Source organism: Mesorhizobium sp. B2-4-12 (assembly GCF_006441575.1).
Lineage (GTDB): Bacteria > Pseudomonadota > Alphaproteobacteria > Rhizobiales > Rhizobiaceae > Mesorhizobium.
The window spans coordinates 36,542-55,816 of record NZ_VFVC01000041.1 but is presented as its reverse complement, the minus strand read 5'-3'; the positions used below and the strand labels follow the sequence as shown (position 1 = coordinate 55,816).

Below are 19,275 nucleotides of genomic sequence, written 5' to 3'. Positions count from 1 at the left end.
GCAGACATGATGAATCAGATATTCTCGCCGATGGGAATCCCTCGCGATTCCGTCAGGTCAGATTATGCTCTAGTGTGAGGAGGCCGAAACTGCCTTTCTCATTTCCAGGACGTTTGGCTAGAGTAGACGATGGGACAGGCGACCCAGGCAGATGCGAGCACCGTCCTTTACGACAGCGACTGTGGCCCAAGTAGCACAGTACATTGCCGCGCTCCCATGTTATGCATTAGCGAACCATTGAATTAGGGAATAGAGGGGAGCTCATCATGAAGACTGTTGCAAAGCTGCTGGTTTCGGCGGCGGCCCTGTTGTTGACGGCCGGATCGGCGGGCTACGCCGCCGACATCATCGGCGGCTCGACGACCGATTATTGCCGTGTCGCCGGCAACTCGGACCTGGTGCGGACCGACAACATCGTCGATCTGAAGAGCCAGGTGGTGAAGCTGATGGACGAGTCGGTCGTCGTCGCCAACAGCCCGGAATGGATCAATTCATCCAGGCCGGTTTTCGTCTGGGCGTCGGAAGCCAAGGTCGCCTGCGGCATGGCTTACGGCTACCTGAAGACGAATTATCGCGACGAGGATACACTCGACAAATGCGAGTGTTTTCACGAGCGCATGGTCGAGTACATGAACTGACCAGGCAGGCGGGAACGTCGGGCCGATGATTGGCGATCCCATGTCGCTCGCTGCGATCACGGGAGCGACCGCATTGGTCGGCCTCTTGCCGTGGGTCACGCCGGCCGGTTCGAGGGAGCAGGCCCGCGAGCGAGCTTCCAGTTCCATCCGCCATTGCCAGCCTGCGCCAGGTCAAGGGCTGGAGGTGACCAAGCAGAAGAACGCAGCCCTTCCGCAGCCGAGGACCTCGGCGAGAACGGCGCAAATCCGCCGTAACATATTTTGACGATGAGACCGGGAAGGGCAAGGTCGCACAATCTGGCGGCGTATCGGGCGGGAGCAAGCATGGGATTTGGCCGACAGGTACACCGTCTGCAGACGTTGGCGGCGGCCTCCGTGCTGGCGGGATCGTTGCTGGGTTGTCAGTCGAAAGGCAGCGTGTCCGACGCGCTCGATCCGGCCGCCATCCAGGCCGGCAATCAACCGGCTGTTGTCGCTGTCGCCAACGCAAGCCAGGCAACGCAGTCTCTCGGCACTGGCCCCACGAAGGTTGCCATGCTGCTGCCCCTCTCCGCGCCGGGAACGGCGGGGGAAAGTGGCAGGAAGATGCTCGACGCCGCAAAACTCGCGATGACCGATCTTGGCAATCCGCTGCTTACGGTGACCGTCGAGGACACGCGAGGCGACGTGGGTTATTCCCAGCAATTGGCGATCAAGGCCATAACGTCGGGGGCGAAAATTGTCATCGGCCCGACCGAACTGCCCGCGGCACAGCATGTCGCTCAACTGTCGGGGTCGAACCGGCCGCCGGTTCTGGCTCTTGCCGACAATTTCGCCGGCGGTCCGGGCGTCTACGCCGTGTGCCTCACTGAAGCAGACAGCGCCGCGGCGGGTGCCGGCGCCATCGCGGCCAAGGGCGGCAAGAAATTCGTCCTGCTTGTCCCGGCAGGGTCGAATGCCGGCATAGTCGAGAAGCGGGTTGCCAACAGCCTCAGCGTATACGGAGCCACACTTGCGGTCACCATACCCTATTCGGCCGCCGACAACGGCGCCAAGGCGGTCGCCGATATGGGTTCGCTTGTGGAGATGCCCGATGCCGTCGTCGTTGCCAGCGGTGACGGCAGCCCGTCGCCGATCCTCATCGCTCTGAAAGCAAAAGGCATTCCGGGAAAGTCGACCTCCGTGGTCGGCACAAATCGCTGGCTGGATCGCCCGATCGATCCGCTTTTCGAAGGCGCTTATATCGCAACGCTCGATCCACGCGAGACGGGTCCCATCGCGGATCGTTTCAAGACGACCTTCAAATACGAGCCCGACGTCAATGTCGCTTATGCTTATGATACAGTCGCCCTGACAGCCGGGATCGCAAGCGCACTTGGACCTGCCAGTTTCAGCAGAAAAGTCTTCGAGAATCCGAGCGGGTTTCGCGGGTCGACCGGTTTGTTCCGGTTTCGCGCCGACGGATCCAGCGAACGGTCGATGCCTTTCTATCGAATTGAAAAAGGGGCGCTCAAACTGGTTGCCAAATCGACGTCGGGTTTCTGACTGGGCGTAGACCCGATGGGCAAAGCACAACGGGTCCGCATCATGATCGCGATCGGAAGCCTTGAGCTCTTGATCGGAATTTTGTTGATTGTCCGGGCAGCGCACCTGTTCCGGGTCGATCCGCCAATTGTCGCCTCGGCCCCCGAAGCCGGGCACAAGGACCGTTGGCGCCCGGTTCGCTTCCTTTCCAGTTCGGCACGCACGATCGCTCAGGACCTCATCGCACCGCCGCAGATCGACGCGACGGGCATCGAGCGAGCGGAGCCACGTTCGCCGCTCGGCGAACTCGGCCTCGCGTCCCCTCCGAAAACACCGATGCCGCAGGATTGGCGGGAGATGCTGCTGTACGGCCCGCAGGCCACGTCGTCAGCCGGCTTCGAATCCATGGGCCGAAAAGTGACGATCAGCGGCGTGCAGGGCGTCGAGATAGACAGGACTTGCCTGTTTGGCGATATCTCCTGGCCTTGCGGGCGAAGGGCACGCGCTGCTTTCAACCGCTGGCTTCGCGGACGGGCGTTGAAATGTTTCGTGCCACCGGAAATTGACCGTTTCCCGATCGCCGCGCCGTGCCGGCTGGGACAGCAGGATGTCGGCGCCTGGCTCGTATCCAACGGCTGGGCCCTGGCTTTGCCTGATAGCATCTATGGCAAGGCCGAGGCGACAGCCAGAGCCGCGGAAATGGGAATCTTCGGCCCACCTGTGTAGGCGCTTCGGCCAACGATACCATCAAACGCTGAACCGCTCTAAGGGCGGCTGCGCAAGATTATCAACCTCGATCCGTCAAATTGTATTGTTCCTGGAGACTAAAATCGTAACTTGCCGGCCATATGCTTGCCGACCAAACAGGAGATTGGCCGTGACGAAAGCATCGACGGGGACCAACGCATGGCAGGATGTCATGCGTTTAGCCCTCTTGGGAACCATCGCCAGCCTGTGCGTTTCCTTTGGCTTGAATTATCTGCTTCTGTTCATCGATGCCTTGACCCCGTTCGGCCGTGGCGTGATCACCGCAGCGGTCCTGCCTCTGGTGATTTGCCTGCCACTGTTTGTGTTCATAGGTCTGAAGTTGGCCGATATCCGCCACTATCGACGGGAACTCAACAAGGCGGCAAGCTATGACGGTTTGACCGGCTGCCTGAACGGGACCGTTTTCGCATCACTCGTCGAACGCAGAGCGGTAAAACCCTCGGCGCCGGGCTCGCGATCGGGCGCCTTCCTGGTGATTCACCCCGAGCATCTGCGCGCCATCAACCTGCGCTTCGGCCTTGGCTGGGGCGATGAAGCCCTGCGCCTCATAGCCTCGGCCATCCGATCCTCCGTTCGCTCGGAGGATGTGATTGGCCGCATCGGCGCTTCGATGTTCGGAGTGTTTCTGCCCGGAGCAAGCGAAGCCGACGCCAGAAAGATTGGCGAGCGTATTCGTGCCGGCGTCTCGCAAGTCTATTTCGCGCCCCAAGGAGGCGAAGAAGTCCTGGCCGTGAAACTCGGAGGTGTGGTGTTTGAGCAGGAACTGGAGTTCGAGGACATGTTCCGGTCTGCGGCAGAGCGCTTGTCGGCGCCTCGACCGGACGGCGGTTTCGACTTGTCGCATCTTCACGCCTAGCCGCAGCTGACCAGCCGCGAAGCCGGCCGGTTTCTTCACCTGCCGGTACTTGCGCAATTGCTAAAATAATGAAAAACCTTCAAACCGGGATGTGGCGTTCCAGTTAGGGAGACGTTTCGAGACTGGTGACAGTTAGAACGTTCTGGCAAAAATGTATTTTCCGCAGTTTCTGGTAGGTATGTTCGGCACGCTGGGCTTCGTGGCTGTCTGGATCTTTGCGGCAACGGGTTCCTTATGGCATGCGCTTGCCTGGACCGCGGTCGCCGCGATAGTTTTGCAGATTGGGTATTTCGTCGCCGTGATGATGCTGGTCATTGGGCGCGCATCCCGGAAAATGGACTCCGAGGATTTTGCCGACAATGATGCCGACTTGCCTGCGCCCTTTGAACATGACGGCGTCGCCTAAAAGCAAAGAGATAGGGCGGTTCTGCATTTCCGCGAAGGAACGCTCTAACAGGCAGGGCAAAAGCCGGCCAAACCTGTCGGTCCCCTCTCCTTGTCGAAGGCAGGATGGCGGTCGACATTGATCGTGTGCAGCGCGACGCCGCCGGCAAGCGCCAGCGAATGCACGCCATTGGCGCGGTGAAGCAGATCGCCCCAACCGGCACTTGGCCGCCGGACCCCACGGACAGCGCCGGATCGCCTCCTCAGGCCGATCCGCCCGCCTGGTGCGCGGCGATCGCGGCGAGAAAAACCTGGCCGAACTCCTTGAGCTTCGCCCCGCCCACGCCATTCACCTCGGCGAAGGCGTCGAGATCGCGCGGGCGGCGTTCGGCCATGTCGATCAGCGTGCGATCGGAGAACACGACATAGGCCGGCACCTGACGCTCCCTGGCAAGACGCAGCCGCAGCGATTTGAGCGTGGCGAGCAGCGATGCATCCACGCCTTCGACGTTCGCGGCGCCCTCGGCCACCCACATCTTGCGCATGGCGCGGCCGCGCATCTCGACGCGGTAGTGGAACGGCACCTCGCCCCGGCCAAGCGCATGGCCTTTGTCGGCAATGGCAAGGCCGCCATGGCCGCTCGGGTCCGGCTCCAGGAAGCCTCCGGCGACGAGCTGCCGGATCAACGATATGAAGAAATCCTTCTTGTGCGCCACGCCGCTGCCGAAGCTCGCCAGCCGCTCATGGCCCCTGGCCAGGACCTTCTCGGTCTCGTGGCCGAGCAGGATGTCGATGACATGGGTGGCGCCGAAGCGCTCGCCACTCTGCGCCACCGCCGCCAGGATGACACGTGCCTCGGCGACGCCGTCCGCGCGCGGCACCTGGTCGAGGCAGTTGTCGCAATTGCCGCAAGGCTGCGCCTCCTCGCCGAAATAGCCGAGCAACACCTGGCGGCGGCACTGCGCCGTCTCGCAATAGCCGATCAGCGTGTCGAGCCGGCGATGCGCCCTCCGCTTGTGCTCGGTGGACGCGTCCTCGTCGTCGATGAACAGCCGGCGCATGCGGATATCGCCAAGGCCGTAAAGCATATGCGCCTCGGCCTTGCGCCCATCGCGGCCGGCGCGGCCGATCTCCTGATAATAGGCCTCCAGGCTGCCCGGCATGTCGGTATGGAAGACATAGGCGACATCGGGCTTGTCGATGCCCATGCCGAAGGCGATGGTCGCCACCATGACGACGCCGGAGAGCGTCATGAAGGCGTTTTGATTGGCCTCACGCGTCTCCTTGCTCATCCCGGCATGATAGGCGAGCGCGGTGACGCCGTTCTTCTCGAGGAAGGCTGCCATCTCCTCGGTCTTCTTGCGTGACAGGCAGTAGACGATGCCGCTCTTGCCGGCGTGGCGCTCGATGAAACGCAGCAATTGCCGCTTGCTGTCCTGCTTGGATTCGATCGCCAGCTTGATGTTTGGCCGGTCGAAACCCAGCACCAGGGTTTCGACCCGCTCGGCGAACAGCCGGGATTCGATGTCGGTGCGTGTGCTCTCGTCCGCCGTTGCCGTCACCGCGATGATCGGCACGTTGGGGAAGATGCCGCGCAGCCGCGACAAGTCCTCATACTCAGGCCGGAACGCCGGCCCCCATTGCGAGATGCAATGCGCCTCGTCGATGGCGATCAGGCTGACGTCGAGCCGCGAAAGCGCCTCGAGCATGCGCTCGGTCATCAGCCGCTCCGGCGCCAGATAGAGCAGCCGCGTCTGGCCGGAAGCGATACGGCGCCAGGCCGCGACATTGGCCTCGCGGTCGAGCGAGGAGTTGATCGTGTCGGCCGCCACGCCGGCAAGGCGCAAGGCGGCGACCTGATCCTGCATCAGCGCGACCAGCGGCGAGACGACGATAGTGAGCCCGCCCAGGACCAACGCCGGAACCTGGTAGCAGAGCGACTTGCCGGCGCCCGTCGGCATCACGGCCAGCACGTGTCGTCCGCTTAGCAGCGCGTCCATGACGTCGGCCTGGCCGGGGCGGAAGTCATCGAAGCCGAACACGTCCTTCAGGACGCGCCGCTTGGCATCCGGCTTGTCCGCCGATCCGTGCATGGAGAGATGGTTCCTCTTTGGCCGAACCATGGTCCTAAAGCGAAGCGCGCGGGAATGCCACCGGGAACTCATTCGTAAAGTCCGAGCTAGCAATTCATCTAAGGCCGCGTCGGTCTGCAGATTCCCGCATAGGGTGTATAGGTTGGCTCCCACACTTTAAGAATCGGACCCGAAACGGGAGCACCTGAAGGGCTGGCTGCGCCGCACTGGCTTGGCACCTTTCCTTGCGGGAGCCGCGGGCCGACTGGATTCCTGCAGGGACCGGGATGTAAGCTCAGCCCCTACGACAGGGGGAGGACGCGATGCTGCAGGTCAGACAGGACACGCTCGGCGACCGGTTCAAACGGCAGCGTGCGGCCTTCCAGGCACAGCCCTTTCCGGACCTTGGCGTACGAAAGGAGCGCCTGAAACGCCTGCTGGCGCTCACCGAAAAGCATGAGGCGGAAATCTGCGCGGCGATCGACGCCGACTTCGGCGGCCGCTCGGCGCATGAGACCCGCCTTGCCGAACTGTTCGTCGTGCGCGCCGGCATCCGCCACACGCTTTCCCATCTTCGCGGCTGGATGCGGAAGCGTCGTGTCGCCACCACCTTGCCGTTCCTGCCCGGCCGAAATCGCCTGCTGCCGCAGCCGCTTGGCGTCGTCGGCATCGTCTCGCCCTGGAACTACCCCTTCCAGCTCGCCATCGCACCGGTCACGGCAGCCCTGGCCGCCGGTAACCGCGTGCTGGTCAAGCCTTCCGAACTGACGCCTGCTTTCTCGGCGTTGCTCGCCAGACTGGCCAGCGAGCACTTTGCCCCCGACGAGTTGAGCGTGATCACCGGCGACGCCGAAATGGGCAAGGCCTTCGTATCGATGCCCTTTGATCATCTCCTGTTCACCGGCTCGACCGCGGTCGGCCGCCAGGTCGCTATCGCCGCTGCCGCCAATCTGACCCCGGTCACGCTCGAACTCGGCGGCAAGTCGCCGGCGATCCTCGATCCCTCATGCGATCTCGATGCGGCTACATCCAGCGTTGCTTATGGCAAGCTGCTCAATGCCGGGCAGACCTGCATCGCGCCGGATTATCTGCTGGTGCCCAGGGGACAGGCAGGCACGGTCGCCGCGAAGCTCGCCACGGCGGTGGCGCGGCTCTACCCCACCCTGCGCGACAACCCCGACTACACCGCCATCATCAGCGACCGGCATTACCAGCGCCTGCGCGCCATGATCGCGGAAGCCCGCCACGCCGGCGCCGATGTCGTCGAAATCAATCCGGCCGGCGAAGAGCTCGGCACTGCGAACCGAAAGCTGCCGCCGACCTTGGTCAGGAATGCCGGTCCGGACCTGCGGCTGATGCGCGAAGAGATTTTCGGCCCGGTGCTGCCGATCGTCGAATATGACACCGTCGACGATGCGATCGACCATGTGAACCGGGCCGACCGGCCGCTGGCGCTCTACTGGTTCGGCCACGACAGCCGCAACCGCCAACGCATCCTGCATGAGACCCTCGCCGGCGGCGTCACGATCAACGACTGCATGCTGCATCTGGTACAGGAGAACCAGCCTTTCGGCGGTGTCGGCGCCAGCGGCATGGGCGCCTATCACGGCGAATGGGGGTTCCGCACCTTCAGCAAGGACAAGCCGGTTTTCCTGCAGTCCAGACTGAGTGCGGGAGGACTTCTACGCCCGCCCTACGGCAAGACGTTCGAGCGGCTTTTCAGCCTGCTCAGGCATATCAGCTGACCAACGCCGGGCGTTTTAGTGCCGGAATGACCAGCGCACCGGCGATGATAGCGGTTGATACCGCCCCCTATTATTGCGTTTGGCACATATTCCCTCTGGATTCGGCCGGAATTTGCTGTCTTTTTGCACGATCTTTTCCGACTTATTCCCGATCTCATAGCTAACGGATCCGCCTGGCCATGGATCTGCCCGCGCCGCTGCTTATCTTCTACGTCCGCAACGACGCCCTCGGCGACGGGTTGCTGAGGATACCGGCGTTGCGGGCGGCAAGAACGGCCTTCCCGCGAAGCCATATCGTCTATGGCAGCCAGGGCAAGTCCTCGCTTACGGGCATATTGCACAAGCATGCCGCCCCCTCGTCGACGACTTCAGGACGATTATGCCGCTTTCCGCCATTCTGGCTGAGTTCGCCCGGCCCGGCGGACAAACGACGGTCGTCGACTTCCGGGCGGGCGTGCCCGGGCTGATGGTGACAGCATTGCAGCTTGTCGGCCGCGGCGTCCGCTACGAGCCCAATTTTGCCGGTCATCTCCTGTCGCTGCGGTGGGGAACAAGATGGACCTTGCGGCCCGAACACAATGCCTGGCGCTACCACCGGCTGATCGAGCGCCTCGCCGGCCGGCACTTGCCATTCGACCATCGGCTCGATGTCCCACAGCCGGCCCGGGCTCTGGCGCGCCGGCTTCGCGGAACCGGCGACCGGCCGCTGATCCTGCTTGGCGGCAATGCCAGGGGCAACAAGTTCATGAGCGAGGCCCAGGTCGCCGCCATGGCCGGCAATCTCATCGATGCCGGCTATCAGGTCCTGTATCTGGTGACCCCCGGCGACGGACCGACGCCGCAGGCCCTTCTCGCCAGGGAGAGCCGTCTTTCGGTGATCAGTCCGGAACTCGGGCTCGGAGTCGAGCCGTTCGGCGACCTCCTGCTGGCGCTTGGCGAGATGACTGCCGCCTATGTGGGCATGGAAGGCGGGCTGGGGCACCTGTTCGCCACCGTCATGACGCCGACGGGTGATCGTCAACAATGGCGCCAATCTCGAGCGGTGGCGGCCGCTGTCGAACCGGGTCGAAGTGGTGACGGCGCCGAGGCGCGGCAGAACAGCCAATGTCGCCGACACGCCGGTCGAGGCCATTCTCGAGGCCACGCGTCGCTTGCTCGCCGCCGGTCGCCGTGACCACGCGGATTTAGTCTATTAAGTTAAGCTTATATTCACCATGATCCGGCAGGTTTCCAATCCTGCGGTGATGTTTTGAGTACCGCGGCGCCACAAGCGCCCAGGCAACGCCCGCGCCTCTTCGGAGGCGCGGGTTTTGATTTGCGCTGGGCAAGCAGAAGACGCCCGTCAGACCAAAAAATCAGCCCGGCGCGGCGTGAAACTGTCGACCAGCCGCCCCGCTTCCAGCGCCTTGACGCCATGCTCCAGACCGGACGGCACGATGAAGCTTCCGCCGGCCCCAAGGATCTCGGTCCGGCAATCGATGGTCACCTCGAAGCGGCCCTCGGCGACGTAGCTTGCCTGGACATGCGGGTGCGAGTGCAATGCACCGATGCCGCCCTTGTCGAAACCGAACTCGACCATCATCAATTCGTCCGTATGCAGCAGAACGCGCCGCCTGTTGCCGTCCGGCGTCGGCGTCCAGGCACCCTCGCCGGCCCGCGCGAACATCTTCGGTTTCGTCATCGTCACCTCCTCACCGCGCCAGCCAGCCGCCATCCACCGGCATCACCGCGCCATGCATGTAGTTCGATGCCTGAGCCAGCAAGAAAACAGCGGCATCGCCAATGTCTCCCGGCTCGCCCCATCGGCCCGCCGGAATGCGCGCCAGGATGGCAGCGCTTCTGTCAGGATCGGCACGCAGCGCCTGCGTATTGTTGGTTTCGATATAGCCCGGCGCGATGCCGTTGACGTTGATGCCTTTCGCCGCCCATTCGCAGGCGAGCAGCCGGGTGATGCCAAGCACGCCATGCTTGGAGGCGGTGTAGGACGCGACGCGGATGCCGCCCTGGAAGCTCAGCACCGAGGCGATGTTGACGATCTTGCCCTTGCGCCCATCGGCCAGGACGCGCCTGGCGAAGGCCTGGCAGAGCAGGAAGACCGTCTTCAGGTTGACGTCGAGCACGTCGTTCCAATCGGCCTCGCTCAGATCGACGGCATCGGCGCGCCGGATGATGCCGGCACTGTTGACCAGCCCGTCGAGCGGTCCGCTTTCTTCCCAGACGCGGTCCAGCATCGGTCCGGCCACCGCCGTGTCGGCAAGGTCGGCGGTTACAGCTTCGAACTGCCCGCCCACCTCGGCGATCCTTGCCGCCGTCTCGTTCATCGATGAGCGGCCGGCGCCCACGACCGTGCCGCCGGCCAGCGCGATCGACACCGCTATGCCTTGGCCGATTCCGGTGTTGGCGCCGGTAACGAGGATGCATTTGCCGGCCAGGCTGAAAGCGGAGAGGTCGCTCACCGCAGTTCTTCCATCGCCACCGGATCGACATCGGTGTAGTCGACATTGTCGCCGGCCATTGCCCAGATGAAGGCGTAGTTCGACGTACCGGCACCCGAATGGATCGACCAGCCGGGGGACAGCACAGCCTCCTCGTTGCGCATCACGATATGGCGCGTCTCGTCGGGTTCGCCCATGAAATGGAAGACCCGCGCCGTGTCCGCCAGATCGAAATAGAGATAGGCCTCCATGCGCCGGTCATGCACATGGCATGGCATGGTGTTCCAGACAGAGCCGGGTGCGAGCTGCGTCATGCCGACGACGAGCTGGCAGGTTTTCGCGCCATCGGCGTGGATGAACTGCAAGATCGAGCGCTCGTTGCAGGCGTCCTTGCTGCCGAGATCGACGCGCCTGGCGTCGCCGATGCGGATCAGCCGATTGGGATGAGCTTGATGCGCCGGCGCGCTCAACAGGTAGAACTTAGCCGGCTCATCGGAATTCGCCGACGCGAACAATACGTCGCTGGTGCCCATGCCGAGATAGAGCATGTCGCGCGCCAGGAGCGTGAACAGCTGGCCACCGGCTTCGATCGTGCCCGCACCGCCGATGTTGACGGCGATCAGCTCGCGGCGATCGAGAAAGCCCTTTGTTCCTGTTGGCTTGATCGCTTCCAGCCGAAGCGGGCTGCCGGCCGGCACGGCGCCGCCGACGATCATCCGGTCGTAGTGGGTGTAGGTCAGGCGGATGCGGTCGAGCTGAAACAGGTCTTCGATATGGAAGTTATGGCGCAGTTCGTCGGCGCCCATGGCCGCCGCGGCGACGGGGTCGATGGCGAAACGCGATGTGTAGTCGGTACGGCTCTGGCTCATCTCTGTCCTGACTTCCAATAATCACTCGCCGGCGGCCGCCTTGACCGAACTGGTATAGAAGACCTGCCTGGCGTGGAGGCGTTCGCGGTAGCGCTGCTGGCTGGCGGTGAGGTGCGCGCGCATCGCCTCGCGCGCGGCTTCTGCATCGCCGGACGTGATCGCGTTGAGGATCACCAGATGCTCCCCCTGCAGCCCGCGTTGGTAGCTGTCGGATTGCACCAGTTCCGTCGACCAGGGCGAGGTCACGTCGCACGGTATGGCGCGCCGGCCGAGCACGTCGAGCATTTCGACATAGAACGGATTGTTGGTGGCGCTGGCGATGGCGCGGTGGAAGGCGAGATCGGCCGGCCCGGTCGGCTCGCTGTTGAGCAGCAGCCGTTCGAACTCGAAGAAGGCTTCCTGGATCGCCGCTTCCTGCGCGGCATTGCGGCGGATGGCGGCGAGCCCGGCGGATTCGATCTCGATCGCCAGGCGTACCTCCAACACGTTGAGCGCGATGGAATCCTTGGTGCCCATGTCGGCGGCCAGCGCGCCGAACATCGTCGAGATGTGCTCGATGACGAAGACGCCCGCCCCCTGGCGAGGCTCGACCAGGCCGTCGGCGGCAAGCTTGGCCAAGGCCTCGCGGATGACGGTGCGGCTGACGCCGAAGGTTTCGGTCAGCTGGCCTTCGGTCGGCAGTTTGTGGCCGGGTAGGATCTCGCCCGCCTGCAACTGCTTGCGGATCGCCGCCACGACGGTCTCCGAGAGTTTGGGTTTTCTCTCGACCCGGAGGTCGGCAACTGTTTCGGACACGTGGTGAACCTCCTAAAGCAATTCCAGGAAAAGTGCGTAGCCGTCTTCCGTCCGGAATTGCGTAAAGACAAAAAGTTGGAGCGGGCCAGCGATTCTATCCGTCGCTGGCCCGCTCTAGTGGAACAGGCTCGGCAGCCACAATGAGATTTCCGGTATGTAGGTGACAAGCATCAACACGGCGAAGGCCGCGCCATAGAACGGCCAGATCGAGCGCATCGCCGTCCAGATCGGAATGCGGCCGATGGCGCAGCTGACGAAGAGCACGGCGCCCACCGGCGGCGTGCACAGGCCGATGCCGAGATTGAGGATCAGGATGACGCCGAAATGCACGGGATCGACGCCATAGGCCATGACCACGGGCAGGAAGATCGGCGTGGTGATGATGATCAGCGGCGACATGTCCATGAATGTGCCGAGGATGAGCAGGACGATGTTGATCAACAGCAGGATGACCAGCTTGTTGTCGGATACCGACTGTAGAAAGGCGACCAGCGCGGCGGGAACCCTGAGATAGGCGAGCAGCCAGCCAAAGGCGGCGGCGCAGCCGATGATCATCAGCACCATCGCCGTCGTGCGCACCGCCGCCGTGGTCGCGGCGACGAAGTCGCCCCAGCTCATCGAACGGTAGATGACAAGCGTCACCAGGAAGGCGTAGACGATGGCGATGCACGAGCTTTCCGTCGCCGTGAAGACGCCCGACCTGACGCCGCCGAAGATGATGCCGATCAGCACGAGGCCAGGAATAGCGGCGACAAGAAGTTGCATCGCGCGACCGAAGCCGGCGAAGGGCTCGGTGGGATAGCCGCGCCGGCTGGCGACCCAATAGGCCGTGATCATCAGCGAAAGCGCCAAGAGCAGGCCTGGTATGACGCCCGCCGTGAACAGGTCGGCGATCGAGATGCGGCCGCCAGCCGAGATCGAATAGATGATCATGTTGTGCGACGGCGGGATCAGCAAGGCGATGATGGCGCCGACCGAGGTGATGTTGACGGCATAGTCGACGCCGTAGCCGCACGCCTTCATCTGCGGGATCATCAGCCCGCCGACCGCCGAGGCGTCCGCCACCGCCGATCCGGAAATGCCGCCGAACATGGTCGAGGCGGCGATGTTCACCTGGCCCAGGCCGCCGCGCAGATGGCCGACCAGCGATCCGGCCAGCGCCACCAGGCGCGCCGCGATCCCGCCGCGCACCATCAGATCGCCGGCGAAGATGAAGAAGGGAATGGCCATCAGCGAGAACACGCTGACCCCGGAATTGAGCCGCTGGAACACCACCACCGGCGGCAGGCCCAGTATGAGGATCGTCGCGAAGCTGGCAACGCCGAGGCAGAAGGCGATCGGCGTGCCGATAACGAGCAGGAACACAAAGGTTCCGAACAGGACGATCAGCGCCATGGTTCAGGGCTCCTCGCCGGTCGCATAAATGTCGGCGTCGACCGGCAATCCGGCAAAACGCCCGGCCAGGCGCTCCAGCGAAAACAGGCAAACCAGCGCACCGCCCAGAATAACCGGCAGGAAGCTGACCCCGCCCGGCAGGGCGAGCGAGGGCATCACGGTATTCCAGGTCAGCCTTGCCAGTTGTATGCCGTAGATGATCATGCCGGCGCCGAAGGCCAGAACGACAAGGTCGGAAATACTGCGCAGCACCGCCTTCGCCGAGGCGGGCAACACATAGAGCAGCACATCGAAACCAAGATGCGTGCGTTCGCGCACACCGACCGCGGCGCCCAGGAAGATGAACCATCCCATCAAAAGCACCGAGAAGGATTCGGTCCAGCTTGGCGACCGGTTGAGCACGTAGCGCGAGAACACCTGCCAGAAGATGATAATCGTCATCAGCGTCAATCCCGCTCCGCTGACCCATAGGGCCAGCCGGGCAAGCCCGGAAAGAAGGCGCTCCGCCCGCAGCCAGAACCCAGTCTGGCCCGACCGGCCGGAAGGCAGCGCGGGGGTCTCCGCGCTGCCCGGCGTGCTGCCCGTCATCGTCATTTCTCGGCCTGTATCCGAGCGGCCAGGTCTTTCAGCTCGGGCGTCGACAAATACTTGTCGTAGACAGGCTTCATCGCATCGATCAGCGGCTGCTTGTCGATGTCGCTAACCTTCACGCCGGCGGCCTCGACTATGCCGCGCGACTTCTTCTCCTGCGCGTCCCAGAGTTCGCGCATCTTGACGACGCTGTCCTTGGCTGCTTGCCGCACGATCGCCTGGTCTTCCGGCGACAGCTTGCCCCAGCTGGCCTTGGACATCACCAGCACTTCCGGGACGATCTGGTGTTCGTCCATCGTATAGTGCTTGGCAACTTCGTAATGCTTGGCGGATTCGAAGCTCGGCCAGTTGTTCTCGGCACCGTCGATAACGCCTGTCTGCAGTGCCGAATACACCTCGCCATAGGCCATTGGCGTGGCATTGGCGCCGAGCGCATTGACCATGTCGACGAACACGTCCGACTGGATGACGCGGAACTTCATGCCCTGCATGTCGACCATCGAGGTGATGTCCTTCTTGGTGTTGTAGAAGGAACGCGCGCCCGAATCGTAGAAGGCCAGGCCGATGAGGTCATGCGCCTCGAAGGCCTTCAGGATCTGATCGCCGATCGGACCGTCCATGACATGGCGCATATGCTCGACCGAGCGGAACATGTAGGGCAGCGACGGCACCGCGGTTTCCGGTACGATGCCGTTGAATGGACCCATCGAGACGCGGTCGAGATCGATGACGCCGGCCTGGGTCTGTTCGATCGTGTCCTTTTCCTCGCCAAGCTGCGCGGAATGATAGACCTCGATCGAATAGCGGCCATTGCTGCGCTGTTTGATCAGGTCACCCATGTATTTCACCGCCTCGACCGTCGGATAGCCGTCCGGATGGGTATCCGACGATCGCAGTACGGTTTCAGCGTTGGCAATGCCGATCAGCAGCGAGCCGAAGGCGAATGTGGCCGCCGTCACTTTCGATAAAAACAACATGACTTCCTCCCTTTGAAATCAAAACGCCCGGCTCACAGCCGGTACGCCTTCTTGGCAAGCGTGTAGGCAAGCTCTCTGGCCAGTTCATGCGCCTCGTCCTCGCGCAGCCGGTGCGCGGCGACGAGGCGCGCGAGGAACGCACAGTCGACCCGCCGGGCCACGTCATGACGAGCCGGGATCGAGGGAAAGGCACGGGTGTCGTCGTTGAAACCGACGGTGTTGTAGAAGCCCGCTGTTTCCGTCGTCATCTCGCGGAAACGGCGCATACCTTCCGGACTGTCATGGAACCACCAGGCTGGCCCGAGCTTCAGTGCCGGATAGACGCCGGCAAGCGGCGCCAGTTCGCGCGCATAGCTGCTTTCGTCCAGCGTGAAGACGATGACGGTCAGGTCGCGTTCCAGCCCGACGCAATCGAGCAGTGGTTTCAGCGCCGTCACATAATCGGTCCGCGTCGGGATATCGAAGCCCTTGTCGCGGCCGAACTTGTGGAAGATGCCAGGCGAATGGTTGCGCCAAGAGCCGGGGTGGATTTGCAGCACCAGCCCGTCGTCCCGGCTCATCTTGGCCATCTCGGTCAGCATCTGGGCGCGGAACAGTTTCCGCTCGCGTTCGTCATCCGAGCCGCCGCGGATGCGGTTGAACAGCTCTTGCGCCGCCGCATCGGAAAGGTTGGCCGTCTCGGCGGTCGGATGGCCGTGATCGGACGAGGTTGCGCCAAACTCCTTGAAGAAGGCGCGGCGCTGGCGATGCGCGTCGAGATAGCCGGCCCATGTGCCGGTGTCGCGGCCGGTGATTTCGCCGAGCCGATCGAGATTGGCCGGGAATCCTTCGAAATCGGGATCGACAACCGCGTCCGGCCGGTAGGCGGTGACGACGCGGCCATCCCAGCCACTGTCGCGGATCATCCTGTGCCATTTGAGATCGTCCAGCGCACCTTCGGTCGTCGCGATGACCTCGATGTTGAAGCGCTCGAACAGGGCGCGGGGGCGGAAATTCTCCCACTGAAGCAGGGTCGCGATCATGTCGTAGTGACGGTCGGCCGTCGCGGCACTCAGCGGCTCGTCGATACCGAACAGATGCTCCAGCACATGGTCGAACCACAGCCGCGTCGGCGTGCCCCGGAACAGATGATAGTGCTCGGCGAAGCGCCGCCAGATCGTCCTGCCGTCGGTCTCGACCGGCGCGCCGTCCACGGTCGGCACGCCGAGATCCTCCAGCCGCACGCCCTGGCTGAACAGCATGCGGAAAATGTAATGGTCGGGCACGATGAGCAATTGCGCCGGATCCGGGAATGGCTCGTTGAGCGCATACCAGCGCGGATCGGTGTGGCCGTGCGGGCTGACGATCGGCAGGTCCTTGATCCCGGCATAAAGGCCCCGGGCGATCGAACGCGGATGGGCCTCGGCCGGAAACAGCAAATCCGCATTGGTCAGTGCCACGGCCATCCTCCCGGTCCTCTATCGGTAGGGTTGGCCGGAAATAATGTCAACATACAAAAATTGGATTGTTGTATGATGACTTTTGGGCCAAGCTGAGCATTGTCGGTAAGCGCCGCCGGTGTTACGCCGCTTACGACGCGCCCGAAGATCACCAAGCCGTTTTCCAGCAGACGAGCACCCCGACCGATGACGGATCGCCTTTCCAACCGCACGGCTCACGCATTGCCCGCCGAGGTCGCCGCCCCCCGCTATGATCGCAGCACGGTTGAACCGGGCATCGTGCATCTCGGCGTCGGCGCGTTTCACCGCGCCCACCAGGCCGCCTATATCGACGAATGCCTGGCGGCCGGCGAGACGGGCTGGGGTATAACGGGTGTTTCGCTACGCAGCGCCGATACGCGCGACGCGCTGGCGCCGCAAGACGGGTTGTACACCTTGGCGGTGCGCGACAGCGGCGGCGAGAAACTGCATGTCATCGGCTCCATCGGTTCGATGCTGGTGGCCCCGGAAAACGCTACCTCGGTGCTGGCGGCGCTGACCGATCCGCGCACCCGCATCGTGACGCTGACCATCACCGAGAAGGCCTATCTGCGGGCGGCCGGCGGCGGACTGGACGCGGCGCATCCCGACATCGTCCACGATCTCGCCAACCCACAAACGCCCAAAACCGCGCATGGTTTTCTGGCCGAAGCGCTCACCCGCAGGCTGGCTGCAGGCACACCGCCCTTCACCGTGCTCTGCTGCGACAACCTGCCGGCCAACGGCGCCACGCTGCACCGGCTGCTGACCGAATTCGCAATGTTGCGCGAAGCCGCGCTCGGCTCAGCCGGCGATGCCGGCCTCTTCAGCCACATCGCCGACCAGGTCGCGTTTCCGTCGAGCATGGTCGACCGCATCGTGCCGGCGACCACCAATGCCGACCGGGCAAGGATATCAGGCGAACTCGGTGTCGAGGATACCTGGCCCGTGATGACCGAGCCCTTCCGCCAATGGGTGGTCGAAGACAAGTTTCCGGCGGGCCGCCCTGCCTGGGAAAAATTCGGCGTCACCATGGTCGATGATGTCAGGCCCTTCGAGGACATGAAGCTGAGGCTGCTCAACGGTGCGCATTCGGCCATCGCCTATCTCGGCCTGCTCAGTGGTCACGCCACCGTCGACCGCGCCTTTGCCGATCCGGCGATAAGAAGCTTTGTCGATGCGCTGTGGGCCGAGGCCATCCCGACATTGCCGGCGGACGCCGGGCTCGACACATCCGCCTATACGGCGGAACTCGCCGAGCGCTTCTCCAACACCGCACTCGCCCACCGCACGGCGCAGATCGCCAATGACGGCAGCCAGAAGCTGCCGCAGCGCATTATTGCATCAGCCTTGGAGTGCCTGGAAGCCGGCACCGAATTCATCCACCTTACGCTGGTGGTGGCCGCCTGGATTGCAGCTTGCGCGGCGCGCGGCAAGACCTTGCCGGAAGGCCATTTCACCGATCCGCTTGACGCAGCCCTGACGGCGCTTTTGAACCAGCAACTGCCGGCCAATGAAACCGTGACAGCGGTCTTCGACCTCGCCGGATTCGCCGAGATTCACGCCGAACGCCAGACTTTGATTGAGCTCGTGGCCGTGCATCTGGTCCACCTGCGACGGGACGGCACGACTCTGGCCTTCGCCGCGCTGGGCATAGACGGCGCAAGACGGAGCATTGACGCAGACTAAGCTCGAATTCTCCAACATGCGGCGCGCTTGCGCCTATTTGCCCGCGGACCCGTTTACAATCTGCCTGGACGAATAGTCGGCGCCCTTGGAATTCCAGTATAGTCGCACCGCCCTGCCAACCAGGTTCTCATAGGGAACGAAGCCGACGCTGAACCGGCTGTCGGAGGCATTGTCCCGGTTATCGCCAAGCACGAAATAGTGGCCTTCAGGCACGGTGAAGGGACGCGTATCGTCCCCGATTGAGTTCCCCAGGTCGAGAACAAGATGGCTGACCCCTCCCGGCAAGGTCTCCCGCTGAAGCTTGACTGGCTGCGCGGCATCCTCATACGGGAAAGTGCCGGCGTCCTCGAGGCCGACCGTGACGTCATTGATGTGAAGCACGCCATTGACCATCTGGATCTTTTCGCCGGGAAGACCGACGATCCTCTGGATGTAGTCGACTTCCGGGTCCGGTGGAAATTTGAAGACCACGACATCGCCTCGCTTGGGCTCCGCGCCGAACATGCGGCCCTCGATCGGCAATAACCCGAACGGGACGCTGTACCGGCTATAGCCGTACGCGAATTTCGAGACGAACAGATAATCGCCACCCTGCAGGGTTGGCGTCATGCTGCCGGAAGGGATCGAAAAGGGCTGGAATAGGAACGATCGGATTACCATCGCCGCCGCGAACGACGTCAAACAAACCAACAACAGGACAGAAAGCCCGTGCGAATACCACTTGGTTGGTTTGAAGCGGTGCGCGAACGGCACAACAAGCGCTACCCACAAGACCATCGCGCCGATACCCGACAGGTTGCCGAGCCACGTAAGATCGGCGCCCGGCAGCACCGGAAATCCCAAGTAGATAACAGCGAAACTAATCGCGCTGACAATCACCAGGCTTATGACCGCTGGTCGGCCGGCGCCGATCCAGAGAAATCCACCGAACGGACCGCCAAAGGCCGACACCAGAGCGGTCGACCATCTGGATCGCGAAACTGTCTGTCGCTGCGGTGCTTTCTCCGTCATCGGCTATCCCCCCTTGCCAAGGCAGCCGAACTGTCCATCAAACAAAAAAGCGGGGCAAGCCCCGCTTTCCTTCAATCCTGTCGAAAGTCG

General features: G+C 63.2%; 18 protein-coding genes. 8 read left to right on the top strand and 10 right to left on the bottom strand.

What is annotated here, in order from left to right; genetic code table 11:
• The first annotated feature begins 266 nt into the window (after positions 1-266).
• The 5 genes from FJ934_RS21705 to FJ934_RS21685 all read left to right on the top strand — a co-directional run bounded on the left by FJ934_RS21705 (position 267) and on the right by FJ934_RS21685 (position 4,171).
• Positions 267-638: a hypothetical protein gene (locus FJ934_RS21705; protein WP_140612269.1), complete on the top strand. Its 372-nt coding sequence runs from the start codon at positions 267-269 to the stop codon at positions 636-638.
• Between the two features lie 324 nt (positions 639-962).
• Positions 963-2,162 carry an ABC transporter substrate-binding protein gene (locus FJ934_RS21700; RefSeq protein ID WP_140612267.1) on the top strand — a complete coding sequence of 400 codons (1,200 nt, stop codon included), beginning with the start codon at positions 963-965 and terminating at the stop codon, positions 2,160-2,162.
• Positions 2,163-2,177: 15 nt separating this feature from the next.
• Positions 2,178-2,867 carry a thermonuclease family protein gene (locus FJ934_RS21695; protein ID WP_140612265.1) on the top strand — a complete coding sequence of 230 codons (690 nt, stop codon included), beginning with the start codon at positions 2,178-2,180 and terminating at the stop codon, positions 2,865-2,867.
• Positions 2,868-3,018: 151 nt separating this feature from the next.
• On the top strand, positions 3,019-3,765 hold the full coding sequence (locus FJ934_RS21690; RefSeq protein ID WP_226890437.1) for a GGDEF domain-containing protein: 747 nt from the start codon (positions 3,019-3,021) through the stop codon (positions 3,763-3,765).
• 151 nt (positions 3,766-3,916) lie between these two features.
• Entirely contained in the window at positions 3,917-4,171 is a 255-nt protein-coding gene (locus FJ934_RS21685) for an exopolysaccharide production repressor protein (protein ID WP_140612263.1), read from the top strand.
• Between the two features lie 241 nt (positions 4,172-4,412).
• Here FJ934_RS21685 and recQ read toward each other — a convergent pair whose 3' ends face one another.
• On the bottom strand, positions 4,413-6,242 hold the full coding sequence (recQ, locus tag FJ934_RS21680; RefSeq protein ID WP_140612261.1) for a DNA helicase RecQ: 1,830 nt from the start codon (positions 6,240-6,242) through the stop codon (positions 4,413-4,415).
• A 302-nt stretch (positions 6,243-6,544) separates the two neighbouring features.
• Between recQ and FJ934_RS21675 the strand changes: the two genes are divergently transcribed.
• Positions 6,545-7,966 carry a coniferyl aldehyde dehydrogenase gene (locus tag FJ934_RS21675; RefSeq protein WP_140612259.1) on the top strand — a complete coding sequence of 474 codons (1,422 nt, stop codon included), beginning with the start codon at positions 6,545-6,547 and terminating at the stop codon, positions 7,964-7,966.
• 379 nt (positions 7,967-8,345) lie between these two features.
• A complete protein-coding gene (locus tag FJ934_RS21670; RefSeq protein ID WP_140612257.1) occupies positions 8,346-9,140 on the top strand; it encodes a hypothetical protein in 795 nt (264 codons plus the stop codon).
• 168 nt (positions 9,141-9,308) lie between these two features.
• Here the strand turns inward: FJ934_RS21670 and FJ934_RS21665 are convergent, their stop codons facing one another.
• From FJ934_RS21665 to uxaC, 8 genes are all read right to left on the bottom strand, one after another.
• On the bottom strand, positions 9,309-9,647 hold the full coding sequence (locus FJ934_RS21665) for a cupin domain-containing protein (protein ID WP_140612255.1): 339 nt from the start codon (positions 9,645-9,647) through the stop codon (positions 9,309-9,311).
• A gap of 10 nt (positions 9,648-9,657) precedes the next feature.
• The gene (gene kduD / locus FJ934_RS21660; protein WP_140612253.1) at positions 9,658-10,422 is read right to left on the bottom strand and encodes a 2-dehydro-3-deoxy-D-gluconate 5-dehydrogenase KduD; all 765 of its coding nucleotides are present in this window, start codon (positions 10,420-10,422) and stop codon (positions 9,658-9,660) included.
• On the bottom strand, positions 10,419-11,270 hold the full coding sequence (kduI, locus tag FJ934_RS21655) for a 5-dehydro-4-deoxy-D-glucuronate isomerase (protein ID WP_140612251.1): 852 nt from the start codon (positions 11,268-11,270) through the stop codon (positions 10,419-10,421). The genes kduD and kduI overlap by 4 nt, the downstream gene beginning before the upstream one ends.
• 21 nt (positions 11,271-11,291) lie before the next feature.
• Positions 11,292-12,065, bottom strand: coding sequence for a FadR/GntR family transcriptional regulator (locus FJ934_RS21650; RefSeq protein ID WP_140612249.1), 774 nt, complete (start codon positions 12,063-12,065; stop codon positions 11,292-11,294).
• 114 nt (positions 12,066-12,179) lie between these two features.
• Positions 12,180-13,460 (bottom strand): TRAP transporter large permease, encoded by a 1,281-nt coding sequence (locus FJ934_RS21645; protein WP_140612247.1) that lies wholly within the window; start codon positions 13,458-13,460, stop codon positions 12,180-12,182.
• Between the two features lie 3 nt (positions 13,461-13,463).
• On the bottom strand, positions 13,464-14,048 hold the full coding sequence (locus FJ934_RS21640) for a TRAP transporter small permease (protein WP_181165712.1): 585 nt from the start codon (positions 14,046-14,048) through the stop codon (positions 13,464-13,466).
• 2 nt (positions 14,049-14,050) lie between these two features.
• A complete protein-coding gene (locus FJ934_RS21635) occupies positions 14,051-15,028 on the bottom strand; it encodes a TRAP transporter substrate-binding protein (protein WP_140612245.1) in 978 nt (325 codons plus the stop codon).
• A gap of 32 nt (positions 15,029-15,060) precedes the next feature.
• Positions 15,061-16,473, bottom strand: a complete 1,413-nt coding sequence (uxaC, locus tag FJ934_RS21630) for a glucuronate isomerase (protein ID WP_140612243.1) — start codon at positions 16,471-16,473, stop codon at positions 15,061-15,063.
• Positions 16,474-16,653: 180 nt separating this feature from the next.
• On the opposite strand from uxaC, the gene FJ934_RS21625 reads away from it, so the two are divergent.
• Positions 16,654-18,174 (top strand): mannitol dehydrogenase family protein, encoded by a 1,521-nt coding sequence (locus FJ934_RS21625; RefSeq protein ID WP_140612241.1) that lies wholly within the window; start codon positions 16,654-16,656, stop codon positions 18,172-18,174.
• 33 nt (positions 18,175-18,207) lie between these two features.
• On the opposite strand, the gene lepB is transcribed toward FJ934_RS21625, so the two are convergent.
• Positions 18,208-18,969 carry a signal peptidase I gene (gene lepB / locus FJ934_RS21620; protein WP_246671591.1) on the bottom strand — a complete coding sequence of 254 codons (762 nt, stop codon included), beginning with the start codon at positions 18,967-18,969 and terminating at the stop codon, positions 18,208-18,210.
• Between the last annotated feature and the right edge of the window lie 306 nt (positions 18,970-19,275).

Excerpts from the sequence above, each read along its gene's own strand:
- FJ934_RS21705 (WP_140612269.1), top strand. The coding sequence starts at position 267 with ATGAAGACTGTTGCAAAGCTGCTGGTTTCGGCGGCGGCCCTGTTGTTG.
- FJ934_RS21700 (WP_140612267.1), top strand. The coding sequence starts at position 963 with ATGGGATTTGGCCGACAGGTACACCGTCTGCAGACGTTGGCGGCGGCC.
- FJ934_RS21695 (WP_140612265.1), top strand. The coding sequence starts at position 2,178 with ATGGGCAAAGCACAACGGGTCCGCATCATGATCGCGATCGGAAGCCTT.
- FJ934_RS21685 (WP_140612263.1), top strand. The coding sequence starts at position 3,917 with ATGTATTTTCCGCAGTTTCTGGTAGGTATGTTCGGCACGCTGGGCTTC.
- recQ (WP_140612261.1), bottom strand. The coding sequence starts at position 6,242 with ATGCACGGATCGGCGGACAAGCCGGATGCCAAGCGGCGCGTCCTGAAG.
- FJ934_RS21675 (WP_140612259.1), top strand. The coding sequence starts at position 6,545 with ATGCTGCAGGTCAGACAGGACACGCTCGGCGACCGGTTCAAACGGCAG.
- FJ934_RS21670 (WP_140612257.1), top strand. The coding sequence starts at position 8,346 with ATGCCGCTTTCCGCCATTCTGGCTGAGTTCGCCCGGCCCGGCGGACAA.
- FJ934_RS21665 (WP_140612255.1), bottom strand. The coding sequence starts at position 9,647 with ATGACGAAACCGAAGATGTTCGCGCGGGCCGGCGAGGGTGCCTGGACG.
- kduI (WP_140612251.1), bottom strand. The coding sequence starts at position 11,270 with ATGAGCCAGAGCCGTACCGACTACACATCGCGTTTCGCCATCGACCCC.
- FJ934_RS21645 (WP_140612247.1), bottom strand. The coding sequence starts at position 13,460 with ATGGCGCTGATCGTCCTGTTCGGAACCTTTGTGTTCCTGCTCGTTATC.
- FJ934_RS21640 (WP_181165712.1), bottom strand. The coding sequence starts at position 14,048 with ATGACGGGCAGCACGCCGGGCAGCGCGGAGACCCCCGCGCTGCCTTCC.
- FJ934_RS21635 (WP_140612245.1), bottom strand. The coding sequence starts at position 15,028 with ATGTTGTTTTTATCGAAAGTGACGGCGGCCACATTCGCCTTCGGCTCG.
- uxaC (WP_140612243.1), bottom strand. The coding sequence starts at position 16,473 with ATGGCCGTGGCACTGACCAATGCGGATTTGCTGTTTCCGGCCGAGGCC.
- FJ934_RS21625 (WP_140612241.1), top strand. The coding sequence starts at position 16,654 with ATGACGGATCGCCTTTCCAACCGCACGGCTCACGCATTGCCCGCCGAG.